The organism is Vibrio sp. Vb0667, from assembly GCF_033391095.1.
Map to the genome: position 1 here is coordinate 22,556 of NZ_JAWPOL010000036.1, position 15,884 is coordinate 38,439.

General features: G+C 46.0%; 15 protein-coding genes, 1 tRNA gene and 1 riboswitch. Of the genes, 5 read left to right on the plus strand and 11 right to left on the minus strand.

The annotated features are described in order from the left end of the window. Positions 1 to 11 precede the first annotated feature (11 nt). The 3 genes from R8269_RS20890 to R8269_RS20900 are packed head-to-tail and all read left to right on the plus strand — an operon-like array spanning position 12 to position 2,105. A complete protein-coding gene (locus R8269_RS20890; protein WP_017821784.1) occupies positions 12 to 884 on the plus strand; it encodes a DUF692 domain-containing protein in 873 nt (290 codons plus the stop codon). Next, entirely contained in the window at positions 881 to 1,639 is a 759-nt protein-coding gene (locus R8269_RS20895; RefSeq protein ID WP_104979857.1) for a DNA-binding domain-containing protein, read from the plus strand. The genes R8269_RS20890 and R8269_RS20895 overlap by 4 nt, the downstream gene beginning before the upstream one ends. 10 nt (positions 1,640 to 1,649) lie before the next feature. Then, complete coding sequence (locus R8269_RS20900; RefSeq protein ID WP_104979859.1) at positions 1,650 to 2,105, plus strand: DoxX family protein; 456 nt, start codon at positions 1,650 to 1,652, stop codon at positions 2,103 to 2,105. Between the two features lie 31 nt (positions 2,106 to 2,136). Here R8269_RS20900 and R8269_RS20905 read toward each other — a convergent pair whose 3' ends face one another. Beyond that, positions 2,137 to 2,418, minus strand: coding sequence for a hypothetical protein (locus tag R8269_RS20905; RefSeq protein WP_005378786.1), 282 nt, complete (start codon positions 2,416 to 2,418; stop codon positions 2,137 to 2,139). Positions 2,419 to 2,509: 91 nt separating this feature from the next. Beyond that, a complete protein-coding gene (locus R8269_RS20910; RefSeq protein ID WP_005382927.1) occupies positions 2,510 to 3,703 on the minus strand; it encodes a multidrug effflux MFS transporter in 1,194 nt (397 codons plus the stop codon). A gap of 107 nt (positions 3,704 to 3,810) precedes the next feature. Between R8269_RS20910 and R8269_RS20915 the strand changes: the two genes are divergently transcribed. Both R8269_RS20915 and R8269_RS20920 read left to right on the plus strand, forming a co-directional pair. Beyond that, positions 3,811 to 4,752, plus strand: a complete 942-nt coding sequence (locus R8269_RS20915; RefSeq protein ID WP_053303014.1) for a LysR family transcriptional regulator — start codon at positions 3,811 to 3,813, stop codon at positions 4,750 to 4,752. Between the two features lie 203 nt (positions 4,753 to 4,955). Next, positions 4,956 to 6,746, plus strand: a complete 1,791-nt coding sequence (locus R8269_RS20920) for an aminopeptidase P family protein (protein WP_238966769.1) — start codon at positions 4,956 to 4,958, stop codon at positions 6,744 to 6,746. 142 nt (positions 6,747 to 6,888) lie between these two features. Here the strand turns inward: R8269_RS20920 and thiH are convergent, their stop codons facing one another. From thiH to R8269_RS20965, 9 genes are all read right to left on the minus strand, one after another. Next, positions 6,889 to 8,001 (minus strand): 2-iminoacetate synthase ThiH, encoded by a 1,113-nt coding sequence (gene thiH / locus R8269_RS20925; protein ID WP_115386370.1) that lies wholly within the window; start codon positions 7,999 to 8,001, stop codon positions 6,889 to 6,891. A 34-nt stretch (positions 8,002 to 8,035) separates the two neighbouring features. Then, on the minus strand, positions 8,036 to 8,803 hold the full coding sequence (locus R8269_RS20930) for a thiazole synthase (protein ID WP_171343425.1): 768 nt from the start codon (positions 8,801 to 8,803) through the stop codon (positions 8,036 to 8,038). Between the two features lie 5 nt (positions 8,804 to 8,808). Beyond that, positions 8,809 to 9,063 carry a sulfur carrier protein ThiS gene (gene thiS, locus R8269_RS20935; RefSeq protein ID WP_009703038.1) on the minus strand — a complete coding sequence of 85 codons (255 nt, stop codon included), beginning with the start codon at positions 9,061 to 9,063 and terminating at the stop codon, positions 8,809 to 8,811. A gap of 38 nt (positions 9,064 to 9,101) precedes the next feature. Beyond that, positions 9,102 to 9,875, minus strand: a complete 774-nt coding sequence (locus tag R8269_RS20940) for a HesA/MoeB/ThiF family protein (RefSeq protein WP_213900110.1) — start codon at positions 9,873 to 9,875, stop codon at positions 9,102 to 9,104. Further along, complete coding sequence (locus R8269_RS20945) at positions 9,862 to 11,277, minus strand: thiamine phosphate synthase (RefSeq protein WP_258477337.1); 1,416 nt, start codon at positions 11,275 to 11,277, stop codon at positions 9,862 to 9,864. The genes R8269_RS20940 and R8269_RS20945 overlap by 14 nt, the downstream gene beginning before the upstream one ends. Beyond that, positions 11,277 to 13,217 carry a phosphomethylpyrimidine synthase ThiC gene (gene thiC / locus R8269_RS20950; protein WP_085570137.1) on the minus strand — a complete coding sequence of 647 codons (1,941 nt, stop codon included), beginning with the start codon at positions 13,215 to 13,217 and terminating at the stop codon, positions 11,277 to 11,279. The genes R8269_RS20945 and thiC overlap by 1 nt, the downstream gene beginning before the upstream one ends. Before the next feature lie 163 nt (positions 13,218 to 13,380). Continuing rightward, positions 13,381 to 13,479: riboswitch (TPP riboswitch) on the minus strand. Between the two features lie 60 nt (positions 13,480 to 13,539). Continuing rightward, on the minus strand, positions 13,540 to 13,923 hold the full coding sequence (gene crcB, locus R8269_RS20955) for a fluoride efflux transporter CrcB (protein WP_005378811.1): 384 nt from the start codon (positions 13,921 to 13,923) through the stop codon (positions 13,540 to 13,542). 123 nt (positions 13,924 to 14,046) lie between these two features. Beyond that, entirely contained in the window at positions 14,047 to 15,429 is a 1,383-nt protein-coding gene (locus R8269_RS20960; protein WP_170890947.1) for a multicopper oxidase family protein, read from the minus strand. Between the two features lie 244 nt (positions 15,430 to 15,673). Beyond that, a tRNA-Trp gene (locus R8269_RS20965) sits at positions 15,674 to 15,750 on the minus strand. Positions 15,751 to 15,884 lie beyond the last annotated feature (134 nt).

Genomic DNA, 15,884 nt, shown 5'->3' on the forward strand with positions numbered 1-15,884 from the left:
AGGAGTTTCACGTGAAACACCACACCTTCCACGACCTTGTTGGAGTTGGATTAAGAACCCCTCACCTCGATTACTTTAGCCAAAACCAACCCGAGTTGTCTTGGTTAGAAATCCACAGTGAAAACTATTTCCAACCCAATGCAACAGAGCGCCATCAGCTACAAACGCTTCGCGAGCAATATCAAATTAGCTGCCACGGTATTGGTTTGTCGCTAGGTTCGGTGGAACGTGTTAGTCAAAAGCATCTTGCGCAACTTAAAGCACTGATTAACTCAATCGACCCAATCCTTGTTTCTGACCATTTAAGTTGGAGTGAAAACGGCGGTCACTACTTTAATGACCTGCTTCCACTTCCGTATACGGAAGAAGCGCTCAACGTGTTCACTCGTAACGTGAATGAAGTGCAGGAATATTTGCAACGCGAGATCTTGATAGAGAACCCATCTAGTTATGTGAAGTTTCAACATTCGACCATCAGCGAATGGGAGTTTCTTACCGAAGTGCAAAAGCGCACTGACTGTCGTTTATTGCTCGATCTAAACAATGTTTATGTTTCGGCGTTCAACCACGGTTTTGATTGCGACACATACCTAGATGCGATTCCAGCCGACAAAGTGGATGAGATTCACTTGGCAGGTTTTACCATCAAACAACTCGACAAAGGTGAGATATGGATTGATACCCATAGCCGCCCAGTTAGTGATGAAGTTTGGCAACTGTTCGCGCAGTGGACAAAAAAACACGGTCCACGTCATACGTTGATTGAATGGGATTTGGATATCCCCGCGCCAGAAGTCTTGCTCGAAGAAGCACAGAAAGCATCGCAACTACTGTTGCAAGGCACACTTCCAAGTGAACAAAGCGAACCAAGGAAGGCATCATGAATCTAGCCACCTTACAAAGCCAGTTTGCTAAAGCCCTACACTATCAAGCGCTCGGTGAAGATTGCGATATTGCCAGTGATACGTTTACCGCTGATGAACGCATGCAGATTTACCGCAATAACTTTATCGTCAGCTTAAGCGAGGTGTTATCCGCGACCTACCTGATGGTTGAAGCGCTGCTTGGTGAAGAATGCTTTGAACAGATAGCTCGCCAGCATGTTCTTTCTTACCCATTAGAAGAAGGAAATGTGGTGCATTATGGCGAAGGCTTTCAAGACACCATCATGCAGTTCAGTCAGGTGATCGCACAAGCACCTTACAGCCCTGAAGTCGCACGCTTCGAGTGGCATATCGACCTAGCTCGTCAAGCACAGTATGAGCAATCCAATGCAGCGGAATTAAAACCGCTTGCGTTACTTGGCGAAGTGAGTGAAGAGCAACAACCCACTTTAGTCTTACACCTTAAAAAGGGCTGCCGCAGCTTTGACTCCAACTACGCAGTATTCGATCTATTTAGCGCGATTCAAACTGGGCAATTCGAACAACTTAATATCAACCAATTACAGCAAGGTGTCATCTCGATTCAAGCCAATGGAGAAGCCTTGTGTCACGCACTCGATGCTGATGTGTTCCAACTGCTGCAATGTTTAGAGCAGAAGCAGAGTTTGAGCGAAATACCTGAAGTTTTACTCGCTCATCTCAATCGCATCATGGCACTCGATATTGTTGACGGCTTTACATTGCAATCAATCTAAGGAGCACTCTATGAAGGATACGGTTAAAAACTTAGTGAATCGGTATGACGATTTAATCAGTACCTTACAAGCTGGCTTTGTCCCTTTACTACTTCTCTTTTGCCGCTTTTGGGTTGCTTGGGTGTTCTTCAATTCAGGACTAATCAAAATCTCGTCTTGGGATAGCACGTTGTACTTATTTGAGCTGGAATACCAAGTGCCAATCTTGCCATGGGAATTGGCGGCTTATTTAGGTACGGCTGCGGAGTTGGTTCTACCGGTGTTCTTGGCACTAGGACTGATTACCCGCCCGATGGCAGCAATTCTGTTTGTGTTCAACATCATCGCAGTGATCTCTTACCCACTGTTGTGGGAGAAAGGTTTTTATGACCACCAACTTTGGGGATTGATGATTCTTATCGTAATCGTATGGGGGCCAGGACCGCTGTCTTTGGACCACATCCTGAAAAAGAAAATGACGAGCTAAAAAAATCCCCGCATCATGCGGGGATTTTTTATTATTTATTCAAGTAAGCCAGTAGCTCTTCTGCTGAGATACCTTGCTGAGCGAGGTCTTTTGCCATCTGCTCGACTTGTTCATCTTTGCGTGACTCAATCACTTGCTGAAATTGGTACACGATATCACGCAAAATTGGCAGAGGTACTTGTTTAGCCGCACTACGAATACGCTCGGAGCTTTGATTACCCAGCTCATTAAGCAACTTGCCAAACATCACCTTTTCTGGTGAATCTTCCATTTGCTCTAGAATACGAGCCATTTCATACGTGGTTAACGACATTACTTTTTGAGTTCCGTTATGGTGTCAGGAAAAGTCTGAGTGACAAATATACACGCCTTACTTACATTGGAAAATACTAAATTACACTGATTTACGCTTTCGCAAAGCTCGAGTGCCAGTTCTTCCCTGCTTTTGTAAACAGAACGACCAACGCAGGTAATAGGACCCACATATGAATTGCGATCAAGGTTTGTGGATCCAGAGATAAGCGTTGCAGTGTACCCACCAACAAACCAGAGCCACTCATTTGGAACAATCCAAGCAGTGCAGCTGCCGTGCCCGCCTTATCACCAAACGGTTCTAACGCTTTCCCTGCCGCTGCACCCAGAATGAATGCAAAACCTACAGAAGACATAAAGATAGGTAACATGAAAGAAAGCGCGGTATTCTGACCATTCATCACTAGCATGATCACACCTGCGAGACCCAGAGTTGAGATCCCGGTGACTAAGGTGTTGTGAGTTCCAACGCGCTCCATAAACTTAGGCGCCAGCATACATGCCGCAATGTTTATCACCGCATTTACACCAAACCAGAAAGTGAATTCATTCATCGACAGCCCCATCCCCGTCATCAATACCGACGGTGCTGAGGTAACGTAAGCAAGAATAACCGCCATCGCCATCAAGCATAATGACGCATGGAAAACAAAAGATGGTGTGCTAAGCACTGCCCAATACCGACTAAGCTTAAACACGGCTTGCTTTTCTGTTGACGGGTTAGTCTCTTTCATCATGAAAAACATCAATGATCCAGACACCACAGCAAAACCAGCCATAAAGCTAAAGTTAGCACGCCAGTCAAATTGCTGAGTTAACCAGCTACCTAGAATTGGAGCTAAAGCCGGAATGAAACAAATCGCACCGTTAAGGTAGCTGATCATTTTGCCGCTTTTTTCCGGGCCAAAGATATCGCGAACTGTTGCAAAGGCTGCTACCGATGTCGCACACGCACCTAAGCCTTGTAGCAGTCGGGAAACCAACATCCACTCAATATTTTGAGCACTCCACGCCAATAAAGCGCTCATCGCGTAAATGGTGATACCGCCCAATGCAACAGTTCGACGTCCGAGTTTATCTGCTAGGGGACCTGCGAATAGCTGACCAACACCCATAGCAAATAAGAACCAAGTGATCGTGTCTTGTGCTAGCGCATTATCGACCTGAAAAGTGGAAGCAATAAGAGGTAAAGCAGGTAGATAAATATCAATCGCTAAAGGACTGAAAAGAACCAAAAGGGTCAATAACGCCATCTGTTTTTTACTATTAGAAAACTGGCTAGACACACAACACTCCGAATTGGATAAAGAACTTTGGGTAAAGCTTAATCATCTGATGATATGAATGGAAATGATGTATAATCATGAGCATTATTCCTCAGAGGAAATTCACTGTGAACGTCGAAAAACTGGCTCGTATCGATTTAAATCTATTGGTCTGCTTTAAAGTGCTGATTGAAGAGTTAAACGTTACTCGTGCGGCCCACCGATTGTGCTTAAGCCAATCTGCCGTAAGTAAATCACTGGCTAAACTGCGCATTCAATTTGATGACCCGCTTTTCACTCGAAACTCACATGGATTAACACCTACGCCGCGCGCATTGTTTCTTAAACCGAAACTGGATCTGTTGATAAATCAGTTAGAAGTGCTGACTCAACCCGAAGAGTTTTCTCCCCAAAGCAGTGAATACCGTTTTCAAATAGCAGCGGTAGAGAGTGTCTACCCTCTCATTCTACCCCATTTCTTACCGGCGATTTTTCAACAAGCACCTGGCGTGACAATTAGCACACACCCGTGGTCGGATAATACATTTAAAATGCTTCAACGCGGCGAACTGGATTTAGGCTTAACTGGAAAAGATATCGATATAAACGATGCCAAGCTGACTCTTCAACCACCCGATGACATTTGCGAGTTGGAAATTTATCGTGATTACCAAATGTGCATCATTCGCAAAAACCACCCTGCGCTAAAACAACCTTGGAATCTGGAAGCCTATCTCGCCCTACGCCATGTACAAGTACGTTGTGATGGCAACGACCGTTGGTTGCTGGATTATCGCCTTGCAGATATTGGCACCGACCGCGATATTGCCGTCACTGTGCCCGACTTTAACAGTGCCGCAAGTTTATGTTCATACACCGACTTTATCTTTACTGCGCCAAGTCATTTTGTGCAACTTGCGGCCAAACAGCTTGATTTGGTCGTGCTGCCACTACCGTTAGAATTCCCACCTATGGCTTACACTTTATTCTGGCACCGAGACAGAGAAAACGACCCTGCATTAGGCTGGCTACGTACGATGATCACACAAAAAACCGATCACCTTAGATAAAAACACCGCGCTCAATTTGCGCTTAGCGGCTAAAATGAGTAGCTTAACTGTCGTAGTCCTTTTTGGCTCATCTATGGCCTAGTTGTACTCCGACTCTATTGAAGTGATTGCGAACCTCAATGGAATCGTAAACTGCATGAAGCAGATGGAAACAGCTCCCACACCTGAGCATGAAGGAGCGGTAATTTGAAGGAATAACACAGATGCACAACGATACCCAAAGCCGCGTGAATGCAATTCGCGAATGGCTAGCACAACATAATATTGATGCCCTACTTGTCCCTCATGAAGACGAGTACTTGGGTGAATACGTACCAGCGCACAACGAGCGTTTACATTGGCTAACTGGCTTTACTGGTTCTGCTGGTGCTGCGGTAATCACCAAAGACAAAGCCGCTATCTTTGTTGATGGTCGCTACACAGTACAAGTAACAAAGCAGGTTCCTGCTGATCTATTCGAATACCGTCACTTGATTGAAGAGCCTGCACTAGATTGGATTAAAGACCATCTTGCAAATGGCGCGTCTGTGGCAATCGACCCTCGCATGCACAACGCTGCTTGGCTAGACATGGCACAAGCAAAACTTGCAGGCGCACTTGAGCTTAAGATTCTCGATAGCAACCCAATTGATGAACTGTGGCACGACCGCCCTGCTCCTGTGGTTTCTGATGTTCGCCTAATGGCAACAGAAGCAGTTGGTCAGTCAAGTGAAAGCAAACGCCAAGAAATCGCAGAGCTCGTGAAAAAAGCCGGTGCAGACAGCGCAGTGATCACAGCACTTGATTCTATCTGTTGGTTGCTCAACGTTCGTGGTCTAGATGTCTCACGTCTTCCGGTTCTGCTTTCTCACGCGATTCTGCACTCAGATTCAAGCGTGGAATACTTCCTAGATCCAGCTCGTCTACCGGCTGAGTTTGACGCTCACGTTGGTTCAGGCGTGACCGTTCATCACCCTGAAGCATTGCAAACACGACTAGAAACCCTGACTGGCAAGAATGTATTGGTTGACCCTGCGACAAGTAACGCATGGTTTAAGTTGGTTCTGCAAAACGCCGGCGCAACCGTGGTAAGCAAAGCAGATCCATGTCTAATGCCAAAAGCAGCGAAGAACGCCGTTGAAATCGCAGGCATGAAAGCCTGTCATATCCGCGATGGCGTTGCGATGAGCAAGTTCCTATCTTGGTTAGATGCAGAAGTCGTTGCGGGTAACCTGCATGATGAAGCAACACTGGCTGACAAACTTGAAGCGTTCCGTAGCGAAGACCCAACACTGATGGATCTTAGCTTCGATACCATTTCAGCTGCCGGCGGTAACGCGGCAATGTGTCACTACAACCACGAAAACCAACCTGAACCTGGCAAGCTAGAACTGAACACACTTTACCTCGTGGATTCAGGCGGTCAGTACCTAGATGGTACGACAGACATCACGCGTACCATTGCCATAGGTCAGCCTTCACAAGAGATGATTAAACAATTCACTCTTGCGCTAAAAGGTCACATCGGTGTTGCACGTGCACGTTTCCCGAAAGGCACACGTGGTTACCAAATCGATACGCTAGCTCGTCAGCACCTATGGGCGGAAGGCTACGATTACGATCACGGTACTGGTCACGGTGTTGGTCACTTCCTAAGTGTTCATGAAGGTCCAGCGAGCATTTCGAAGAAGCAAATCGATGTGCCTCTGACAGAAGGTATGGTGCTATCCAACGAGCCAGGTTACTACCGTGCAGATGCGTTTGGTATCCGTATCGAGAACCTAGAGCTTGTTGTTGAAACCCCGACTAACGGTGACTTCCCTGTTCTATCATTTGAGTCGCTAACACGCTGCCCAATCGACAAGCGCAACATCAACGTTGATATGCTAACTCGTCCAGAACTTGCTTGGCTGAATGATTACCATCAGAAAGTATGGGATGAGATCAGCCCGCTAGTTGAAGGTGATGTGAAAGAGTGGCTTCGTCAAGCAACGCTACCAGTAGCACACAGCTAGAAGCTAGAAGCTAGAAGCTAGAAGCTAGAAGCTAGAAGCTAGAAGCTAGAAAAAAGTAGAGGGTTGATGTTTTGCATCAACCCTCTTTTTTTGCCTATGTTTCACGTGAAACATAACGATGACCAGTGGCTTTCTTTGCTACTTAACCAGAATACGCCGAGTGCCAATCTCGCCATACTGGGTCAAAGCCTTTGGCTCGAATCATATCTTCCACAGAACCCGCGCTTCGCTCATCACTGATCTCAAACTGCTCGAGTTCAACATCATCCATCGCATACCCACCCGGCTGAGTTTTCGATGCAGCAGACATGCTGGTGATGCCTAACGGTAATGCATTGTCTCTGAATTTCGGTGATTCACGAGTCGATAATGACAACTCAACTTCTGGATTTAGCAAACGATAAGCGCAAATCAACTGCACAAGCTGCTTATCCGTCATGACTGATTTTGGTTGGAGCGCGCCCTCACAAGGACGTAAACGCGGAAATGAAATGGAGTAACGAGTCTGCCAATACGTGCGCTCAAGATAGTCCAAGTGCGCTGCCACATAAAAGCAATCTGTTCGCCACTCTTCCAACCCTATCAAAGCGCCAATACCGATCTTATCGATGCCTGCTTTTGCAAGACGATCGGGTGTATCCAATCGGTATTCGAAATCCATCTTATTGCCACGCAGATGGTGCTCGGCGTAAGTCGAAGGATGATACGTTTCTTGATAGACCATCACCGCATCCAAACCCAATGTCTTGAGCTCGGCGTATTCGTCTTGACCTAGCGGCTGCACTTCCATCGCCAAATAATTAAAGCGTTGCTTAATCATCGGCACCATTTCGCGAAAGTATTTCATGCCCACTTTGGTTTCGTGTTCACCAGTCACCAGCAATACGCTATCGAACTTCATGCGTTTAATAGCTTCAACTTCTGCAACCACTTCGTCCCTATTCAAGGTACGACGCTTGATTCTATTCTCCATTGAGAAGCCACAATAAGTACAAGCATTGGCGCACAAGTTAGAAAGGTACAGTGGAATGTAAAGCGACATGGTATTACCAAAACGCTTGCGAGTTGCCGAGTATGACAGCTGCGCCATTTGCTCTAAGTACGCTTCAGCCGCTGGTGAAATAAGCGCTTTAAAGTCTTCCAAATCACGCTTGGGTTTATTCAATGCTCGCTCGACATCTTGTGCCGTTTTCGCGTAGATCGACATCGAGATGTCGTCCCAATTCAGCTGCTTAAATTGTTCAACGAAGCTCATGTTTTCCTCGCTTAATAGCTAAACCAATCTAGGACTAAAGCTCATCTAGGAATGACGTCAGTGGACTCGACGCAACCGCATGAGAAACCTTACCAGCAAGTCCGGCTTCATAAGCCATACGCCCCGACTCTACCGCCAACTTAAATGCCTTCGCCATCGCAACGGGATCGCTCGAAGCTGCAATCGCAGTATTGACGAGCACGGCATCCGCGCCCATTTCCATCGCACGCGCAGCATGTGAAGGAGCACCGATACCCGCATCCACAACCACAGGAACATTAGCTTGGTCGATAATGATCTCTAGGAAGTCGTGAGAAACTATCCCTTTGTTAGAACCGATCGGCGCACCTAATGGCATGACCGCTGCACAACCCACTTCTTCCAATCGTTTACACAGAACCGGGTCAGCATGACAGTAAGGAAGGATAATGAAGCCTTCACGAACCAGTTGCTCAGCGGCAGCAAGTGTCTCAATTGGATCAGGCATCAAGTACTTCGGGTCTGGATGAATTTCTAGTTTTAACCAGTTAGTGCCCAACGCTTCTCGCGCCAGTTGCGCGGCAAACACTGCATCTTTAGCATTCTTTGCACCCGAGGTGTTCGGCAATAAGTTCACACCCGCTTGTACTAACGGAAGCAAAATATCGTCTTGTCGGTCGTTCACATCGACACGCTTCAACGCCATGGTCGCAAGTTGAGATCCCGACACTTGAATCGCTTCTGCCATTAATCGGCTGTTGGCAAACTTCCCTGTTCCCGTGAACAGTCTTGATTCGAATTGTTTATCACCAATTTTAAGCATCGACTTTAACCCCCTGCGATCGCTTGAAACAAAGAGATGCTATCTCCCTGTGAAAGAACTGTGCTAGCCCACTCACTGCGCGGCACAACATTGTTATTAATTGCAAAAACACAGCCCATTTCAGGCAGCGCAAATTGACTAATGATTTGCTGTAGATTTGACTCACTGGCAACTTGATGTGACTGGTCATTGATGACAATAGTGATCACATCTAAGTCAGCAGCGGTCATTTGTATTGTTTGTTGTTCTGATAACGTCATTGCTTCCAACTCTCTTAATTCTGCCAATTACTCGTAAGCTAAATCTGAGCACACACTTGGCACTGTTTGTCTTTGCTTATCGCCATGGTTTGCCATTGCAGTTTCAACCCATCAAACAGATGCAACTTGGCAGTCTCGACATGAAACTTTCCCGTCGCCAGTTTTTGAATTGCCGCTATCGCTTGGTAGTTACCAAGTGTGCCCACCACCGGACCAACGACACCACTCTCACTACACTTTTGCGTTTGCGGTAATTCGTCGAACGGATACAAACAGCGGTAACAGGCTTTACTCTGCGCTTCTTGTTCACTTGGTATTTGGTAATCAAAGACAGCAAATTGTCCTTGCCAACCAATTGCCGCCGCTGAGATAAGTGGCGTATTTTGCTCGAAACAAACTTGGTTAATGAGCTGACGCGTTGGCATGTTATCGGTGCAGTCGAGCACCACATCTGCTAGCATCACTTCAAGCTGCAGCTGTGCTTTGTCTAATCGCTTATTGAGAGCACGAACTTGGACCATAGAATTAAGTTCAGTGAGTTGCTTTACAGTCGCTTTTGTTTTCGCAACTTGGAGGTCTTGTTCACGATAAATGATCTGACGTTGTAGGTTACTGCTATCAACTTCATCGTCATCAACAACAACCAATTTACCAACACCCGCTGATGCCAAGTACAAACTCGCAGCACTTCCTAACCCACCACAACCGATGATCAGCACATTCGATTTACTCAACCGCTCTTGCCCAACTTCGGCAATTTCTGGCAGAGCGACTTGACGTTGATAGCGAAGGAACTGCTTATCCGTCAGCATGCTCGCCTCTCTTGGTATCCACCAATTTACTATTCTGATCAGTAAACGTTAGCTGTCTTTCCTTCATCAGTTGTACGAAGAACTCGATGACCGACTGAGGTGATTCTGCCAACGTAATCGCTCGCACAACTGCCAAACTAGAAACACCTGTTTGCCAAACTTGGTCTGCATTAGATTGGTCAATGCCACCAATCGCGACCGTCGGAAAGCCAAGCACATAGTCACTACCTGCTTTGTCTTTTGCAGGACGGAAAACCGACTCTGTGTTTGTATAAGGAATGCTATCAATCAGCTTTTGATACAGAGCCAAGCGCACCAAACCTTGTGGTTTCGATGGCATCTGTTTAGTGGTGGTTGGAAAAATATGCCCTAGCGCGATGTAACTAGGATGAATTTGTACGATGCGCAGTAGCTCATAATAACCATGAGTAGAAAGACCAAGACGAATGCCGGCTTTAGTTAGCTGAGCCAAATTCGATTCTTCTATGTCTTCTTGTCCCAGGTGAACGCCATAAGCGCCATGCTTGATTGCCAACTGCCAGTAGTCATTTATAAACACTTGTGCTTGATACTGACGACCTAGCTCAATTGCTCGAATGATCTGTTGTTCTAAATCGGCTTGTTGTGGGTTCTTTATTCGCAGTTGAATAGTGTTGATGCCTAGTGGCAGTAGACGCTCAATCCAAGCAACATCATCAACGACTGGATAGAGCCCTAGACTTTGCTTAGTTAGAGTTGGAAAGCTAACGCTCTCACCTTGTGCAGACCAACCAACTTGAATATCGAGTCGGTTATCCTCCAGTACAGGTGTGGGGAAATCATCAAATTGGTCAGCCCACTGAGTAGATCGTCCCTCATCAAGGTTGTCATTCAACAGTGTTTCACGTGAAACATTCGCTTGTTGAGTTAGGATTCCTCGAGCAAGTGTTAACGCATCTTCGATAGGAAAATCGAGTACTGTCAGCGTTACTATCCAAGCAAGGTGATGTTCAGGATCGAACATTGCGTTGAATTTGGACTTAACGGAAAGCGCTCTCACTTCGTTGTTAATTGGGTGACGCCAGATATCAAGCTGAAGCACTTTCTCCTTTTCATTGGATACCTGAGTATCAGCAATACCAATATAAATCGCTTTCGACGGTTGCTTAGCACACGCTTCTACCGACAAAGCAGAACGGTAATAGAGCACAAATGAACTCTCATGCTCAGAGTCATAATCATCAATGAGATCAGTCGTTATGTGTGTGGTCTGTTGGCCGCGAACAAGCTGAATAGATTGAGTTGGACTCACACCCAACTCAATGTCTTCGATGCTAAAACCCTGTTCTTTCGCCAACAACAAACATTGCTGAACTAAACCTGTCAGTTCAATCAACGATGACGGAATAAGGATTTTGCTCATTAGTCACTTACCTCGGCATGTGCTGCTGGGTGGTATAGCTCAGAACCTGACTCTCTAAATTCTTGCGATTTCTGACGCATACCCTCAAGAGGGTCATCCAGCATTTTGATTGAGATAGCTTGGTCCGCAGCAACTTGCTCTGTGTCTTTCGCATATTCTCGAACCTCTTGCGAGATCTTCATCGAGCAGAACTTTGGCCCGCACATCGAACAGAAGTGAGCAACTTTTCCAGACTCTTGAGGCAAGGTTTCGTCATGGAAAGCGCGCGCGGTATCTGGATCGAGTGACAAGTTGAATTGGTCTTCCCAGCGGAACTCGAAGCGAGCTTTAGAAAGCGCGTTATCACGAACTTGTGCACCAGGATGTCCCTTCGCCAAATCCGCGGCGTGCGCAGCAAGCTTATAAGTGATCATGCCTACTTTCACATCTTCTTTGTTTGGTAAGCCAAGGTGCTCTTTAGGAGTGACGTAGCAAAGCATCGCACAGCCATACCAGCCAATCATGGCAGCGCCAATACCTGAAGTAATATGGTCGTAACCTGGAGCAACGTCTGTCGTCAATGGGCCAAGGGTATAGAAAGGAGCTTCATGGCAGTGCTCTAACTGTTCTTCCATGTTCTCTTTGATCATATGCATTGGAACATGACCAGGGCCTTCAATAATCACCTGTACGTCGTATTCCCACGCAACCTTGGTCAATTCGCCAAGAGTACGAAGCTCTGCAAATTGCGCTTCATCGTTAGCATCAGCAACCGAGCCAGGACGCAGACCATCACCAAGAGATAGTGCGACATCGTACTTAGCACAGATTTCACAGATCTCTCGGAAATGGGTGTATAAGAAGCTTTCTTGGTGGTGCGCTAAACACCATTTCGCGATGATAGAACCACCACGAGAGACGATGCCAGTAACGCGTTTTGCAGTCATTGGCACATAACGAAGTAGTAAACCGGCATGGATAGTAAAGTAGTCAACGCCCTGCTCTGCTTGCTCAATCAGGGTATCGCGCATCACTTCCCAGTTAAGGTTTTCCGCAACACCATTCACTTTCTCAAGCGCTTGATACATTGGTACGGTACCGATCGGAACCGGACTGTTACGTAGAATCCACTCGCGAGTTTCGTGGATGTTACGTCCAGTAGAGAGATCCATAACGGTATCTCCACCCCAACGTGTCGCCCAAACTAGTTTCTCTACTTCTTCTTCAATCGAAGAAGTGACCGATGAGTTACCGATGTTGGCGTTCACTTTGACCAAAAAGTTACGCCCAATGATCATTGGTTCGGATTCTGGGTGGTTGATATTAGAAGGGATAATAGCGCGACCTTCGGCGACTTCTTTACGCACAAACTCTGCAGTAATGTCCTTTGGTAGGTTCGCACCAAAGCTTTGACCCGGATGCTGTTGATTCAGCACTTCATCGCGATACTTGGCACGCCCCATGTTTTCACGCAGCGCGATATATTCCATTTCTGGGGTAATAATACCTTTGCGAGCATAGTGCAATTGGGTCACACAATGGCCATCTTTGGCACGTCGAATACGTGGTAGATTACCGTAACGAAGATCGTCTAGTGTTTCGTCTTCTAAGCGTTCTTTGGTGTACACCGAGCTTACTTCATCAAGTAGCTCAGTATCGGCACGCTCTTCAATCCACCCTTCTCTCAGCTTAGGTAAGCCGCTATAGAGGTCTATGGTGTGCTCTGGATCTGTGTATACACCCGAGGTATCGTAAACGCGTACTGGCTCATTAGGCTCGAAAATAGGCGCTTCTTTTGTGCCTCCAATAAGGCTATCAGCGAGTGATATTTCACGCATTGGCACACGAATATCTGGACGTGAGCCTTCTACGTAGACTTTGCTTGAATTGGGGTACGGTTGTACCGAGAGTGTATCAATGAACTGTTTTGCTTCCAGTCTCGCTTGTTTGCGACTCGACATAGCATTTTTCCTTGCTTTGTTATACTAGATAAAAAGTAATTGGATAAAAATGCTTGGCGGATAGATGCGACAAGAGGAGTCAAATTAAGGCTAGTTAAAGCTTACGATATTTGCCTGTAACAACATTCGACTTTTGATAGATCAACCAGAAAGAACTCCGGTGTGAATATCTTCTCTTGTTCCCTTCGCAGATTCTAATCTGATCAGGTTCAACGGATCCCGAATTAACGGTCTCAGCCTTATGGCACTCCGACAAGTGATGTCAGTATATAAAAACGGCTTGGTGAAACCAAGCCGACCTGTTCAATTTTTAACTACTTTGCTAGCTGCGCATCAATAATTGAAAGCCTATCCACGCAGCTGAAATACTTAACACGACATTCAACAATACGTTCAACCCCATCTTAAAGAAAGCGCCCTGCTGCATAAGCAACACATTATCCATCGAGAAGGTGGAAAACGTCGTTAGTGCCCCTAAAAAACCCAAGCCAATCACTTGTCGCCAAGGTTCCGTTGCCAAAAGTTCATTATCGAAAGCTGCTATCAATAAGCCCATCATAAATGAGCCAACAACGTTAACGGTTAACGTACCATATGGAAAACCACGCCCCAATAAAATGACACAAAGTTCAGAAATTAAGTAACGAGAACATGCACCAAATGCACCACCCAATGCAATAAAACCCAAAACGGATAGTTGTCCCATAATTCCCCCAGAAAAGTTAATGGCGACATTGTAATCAAATTTACGGCAATAGTGATTATACAATCTTAGAATTCAGCAAAGTATAGCGCTTAAAACTTATCAAGATTTTAAAAGTTACAGGAGTCACTTTACTTCGATGTAACCCATCAAACCCGTCTTCATGTGTTCAATTACATGACAATGGTACATCCAACGCCCTGGGTTATCTGCAACAAATGCCGCTTTCGCACTGCCGCTTTTTCCAAGTAAGACCGTATCGGTATGAAACGGTTCGTCGAGTTTTTTGCCATCTAACTCAAGAACCGTAAATGTGTGTCCATGAAGATGAATAGGATGATGATATTGGGTGACGTTCTTTAGGTTGAAGATATAGGTTTTTCCCATCTCCAATGTTGAAAGCGGCGCTGGAATATTATCTTTGCTCATTCCCTCCCAAGCCCGTTTGTTCATCAGCCAGAACTTAGGTATCGCTTTGCCCGATTTATCAGCAGGAGTGATCGCCCCCTCCCACTCAAACACATAATCGATTTGCTCTGCATTTTTCAAATCGAGAGCTGGCACAGGGTTGAGAGGTAACAAAGGCAGTTTCTGGTTGCTCGGCAAGTCAGACTCAACAACGTCAAACTCGCACAAAGGGAATGGGAAGCGTCCTTTCATTTGACGCACATAAACACGTGTTCCAGCCTTCGGAGCAATCAATCCGACATCCAACCTCATTCCTGGACCAATTTTGTGCTGAGTGAGCTTATAAGGCGCTTTAACAGGATTACCATCAATAGCAATAACCCAAGCCTCTGCACCTTCAATAGCGATCGGGTAAGTAATGGTATTATCGACATTAGCAATTCTTAATCGCGTGGTAGCATTCTGCTTCAGCGCATAAACAGGTTCATGCACACCATTGACGCTACTCCACTCTCCGGGAGTCCCCATACGAGCGCTCAAGCGCGGTACCATAAGGTTCTTCCACTGACCTTGTTTGTCTAAATGCCAATGCTTTAGAACGACTTCATGCTCTTCATCAAACTGAACCGGCTCTGCCTCTTCAACGACAATTAGCCCGACTAAGCCCATACCAAGCTGCTTCACACTATTCATATGTGGGTGATACCAAAATGTGCCCGCATCTGGTGGTGTAAATTCATAAACGAATGTTTCACCTGGCATGATAGGCTGCTGGCTCAAGAAAGGGACACCATCCATTTCAATAGGGATTCGCAAGCCATGCCAGTGGATTGTAGTCGGCTCTGAAAGCTTGTTAGTAAACCGAATTATAACTTTCTCGCCTTGGCGACAACGAATCACAGGCGCTGGAATCGAACCATTAAATGCGAGTACGTCTGTGTTAAACCCAGGGACCAATTCTGCAGTAGAAGGTTCTGCAGTGATATCGTATATATATTGCCCCTGCTTATTAGTGCTCCTAGATAGAGAACATGCAGGTAGAACGGCAAGCGCGGAGATTGCTAAGGATGATTGAAGAAAGCGTCGACGAGATATATCCATACATAGTTACTCATTAATCCAGATCGGTTGAGTGTAACTAAATATAAATAGTGATTCCCCTTTATTATTAAAATTTCGGGCCACTGATCATTACAGCTAACTGTAGTTTCGTTCGTTCAGTAGATTAAATGCAGCCAAAGTACAGCAGAAAGCCATACTTACGGGATAAGAGTAGAAATAAGCTATAATAATGAGAAGAAACCAGATACAAAAAAGGCTCTGACCTAAGTCAGAGCCTGATATATGGCAGGGGTGGAGAGATTCGAACTCCCAACACGCGGATTTGGAATCCGCTGCTCTGCCAATTGGAGCTACACCCCTATAGAATTTTCATATTCTAGATTTGACAAAACCTCGCATAAGCGAGGTTGTCGATATTAAGTGGCGGAGTGGACGGGACTCGAACCCGCGACCCCCGGCGTGACAGGCCGGTATTCTAACCAACTGAACTACCA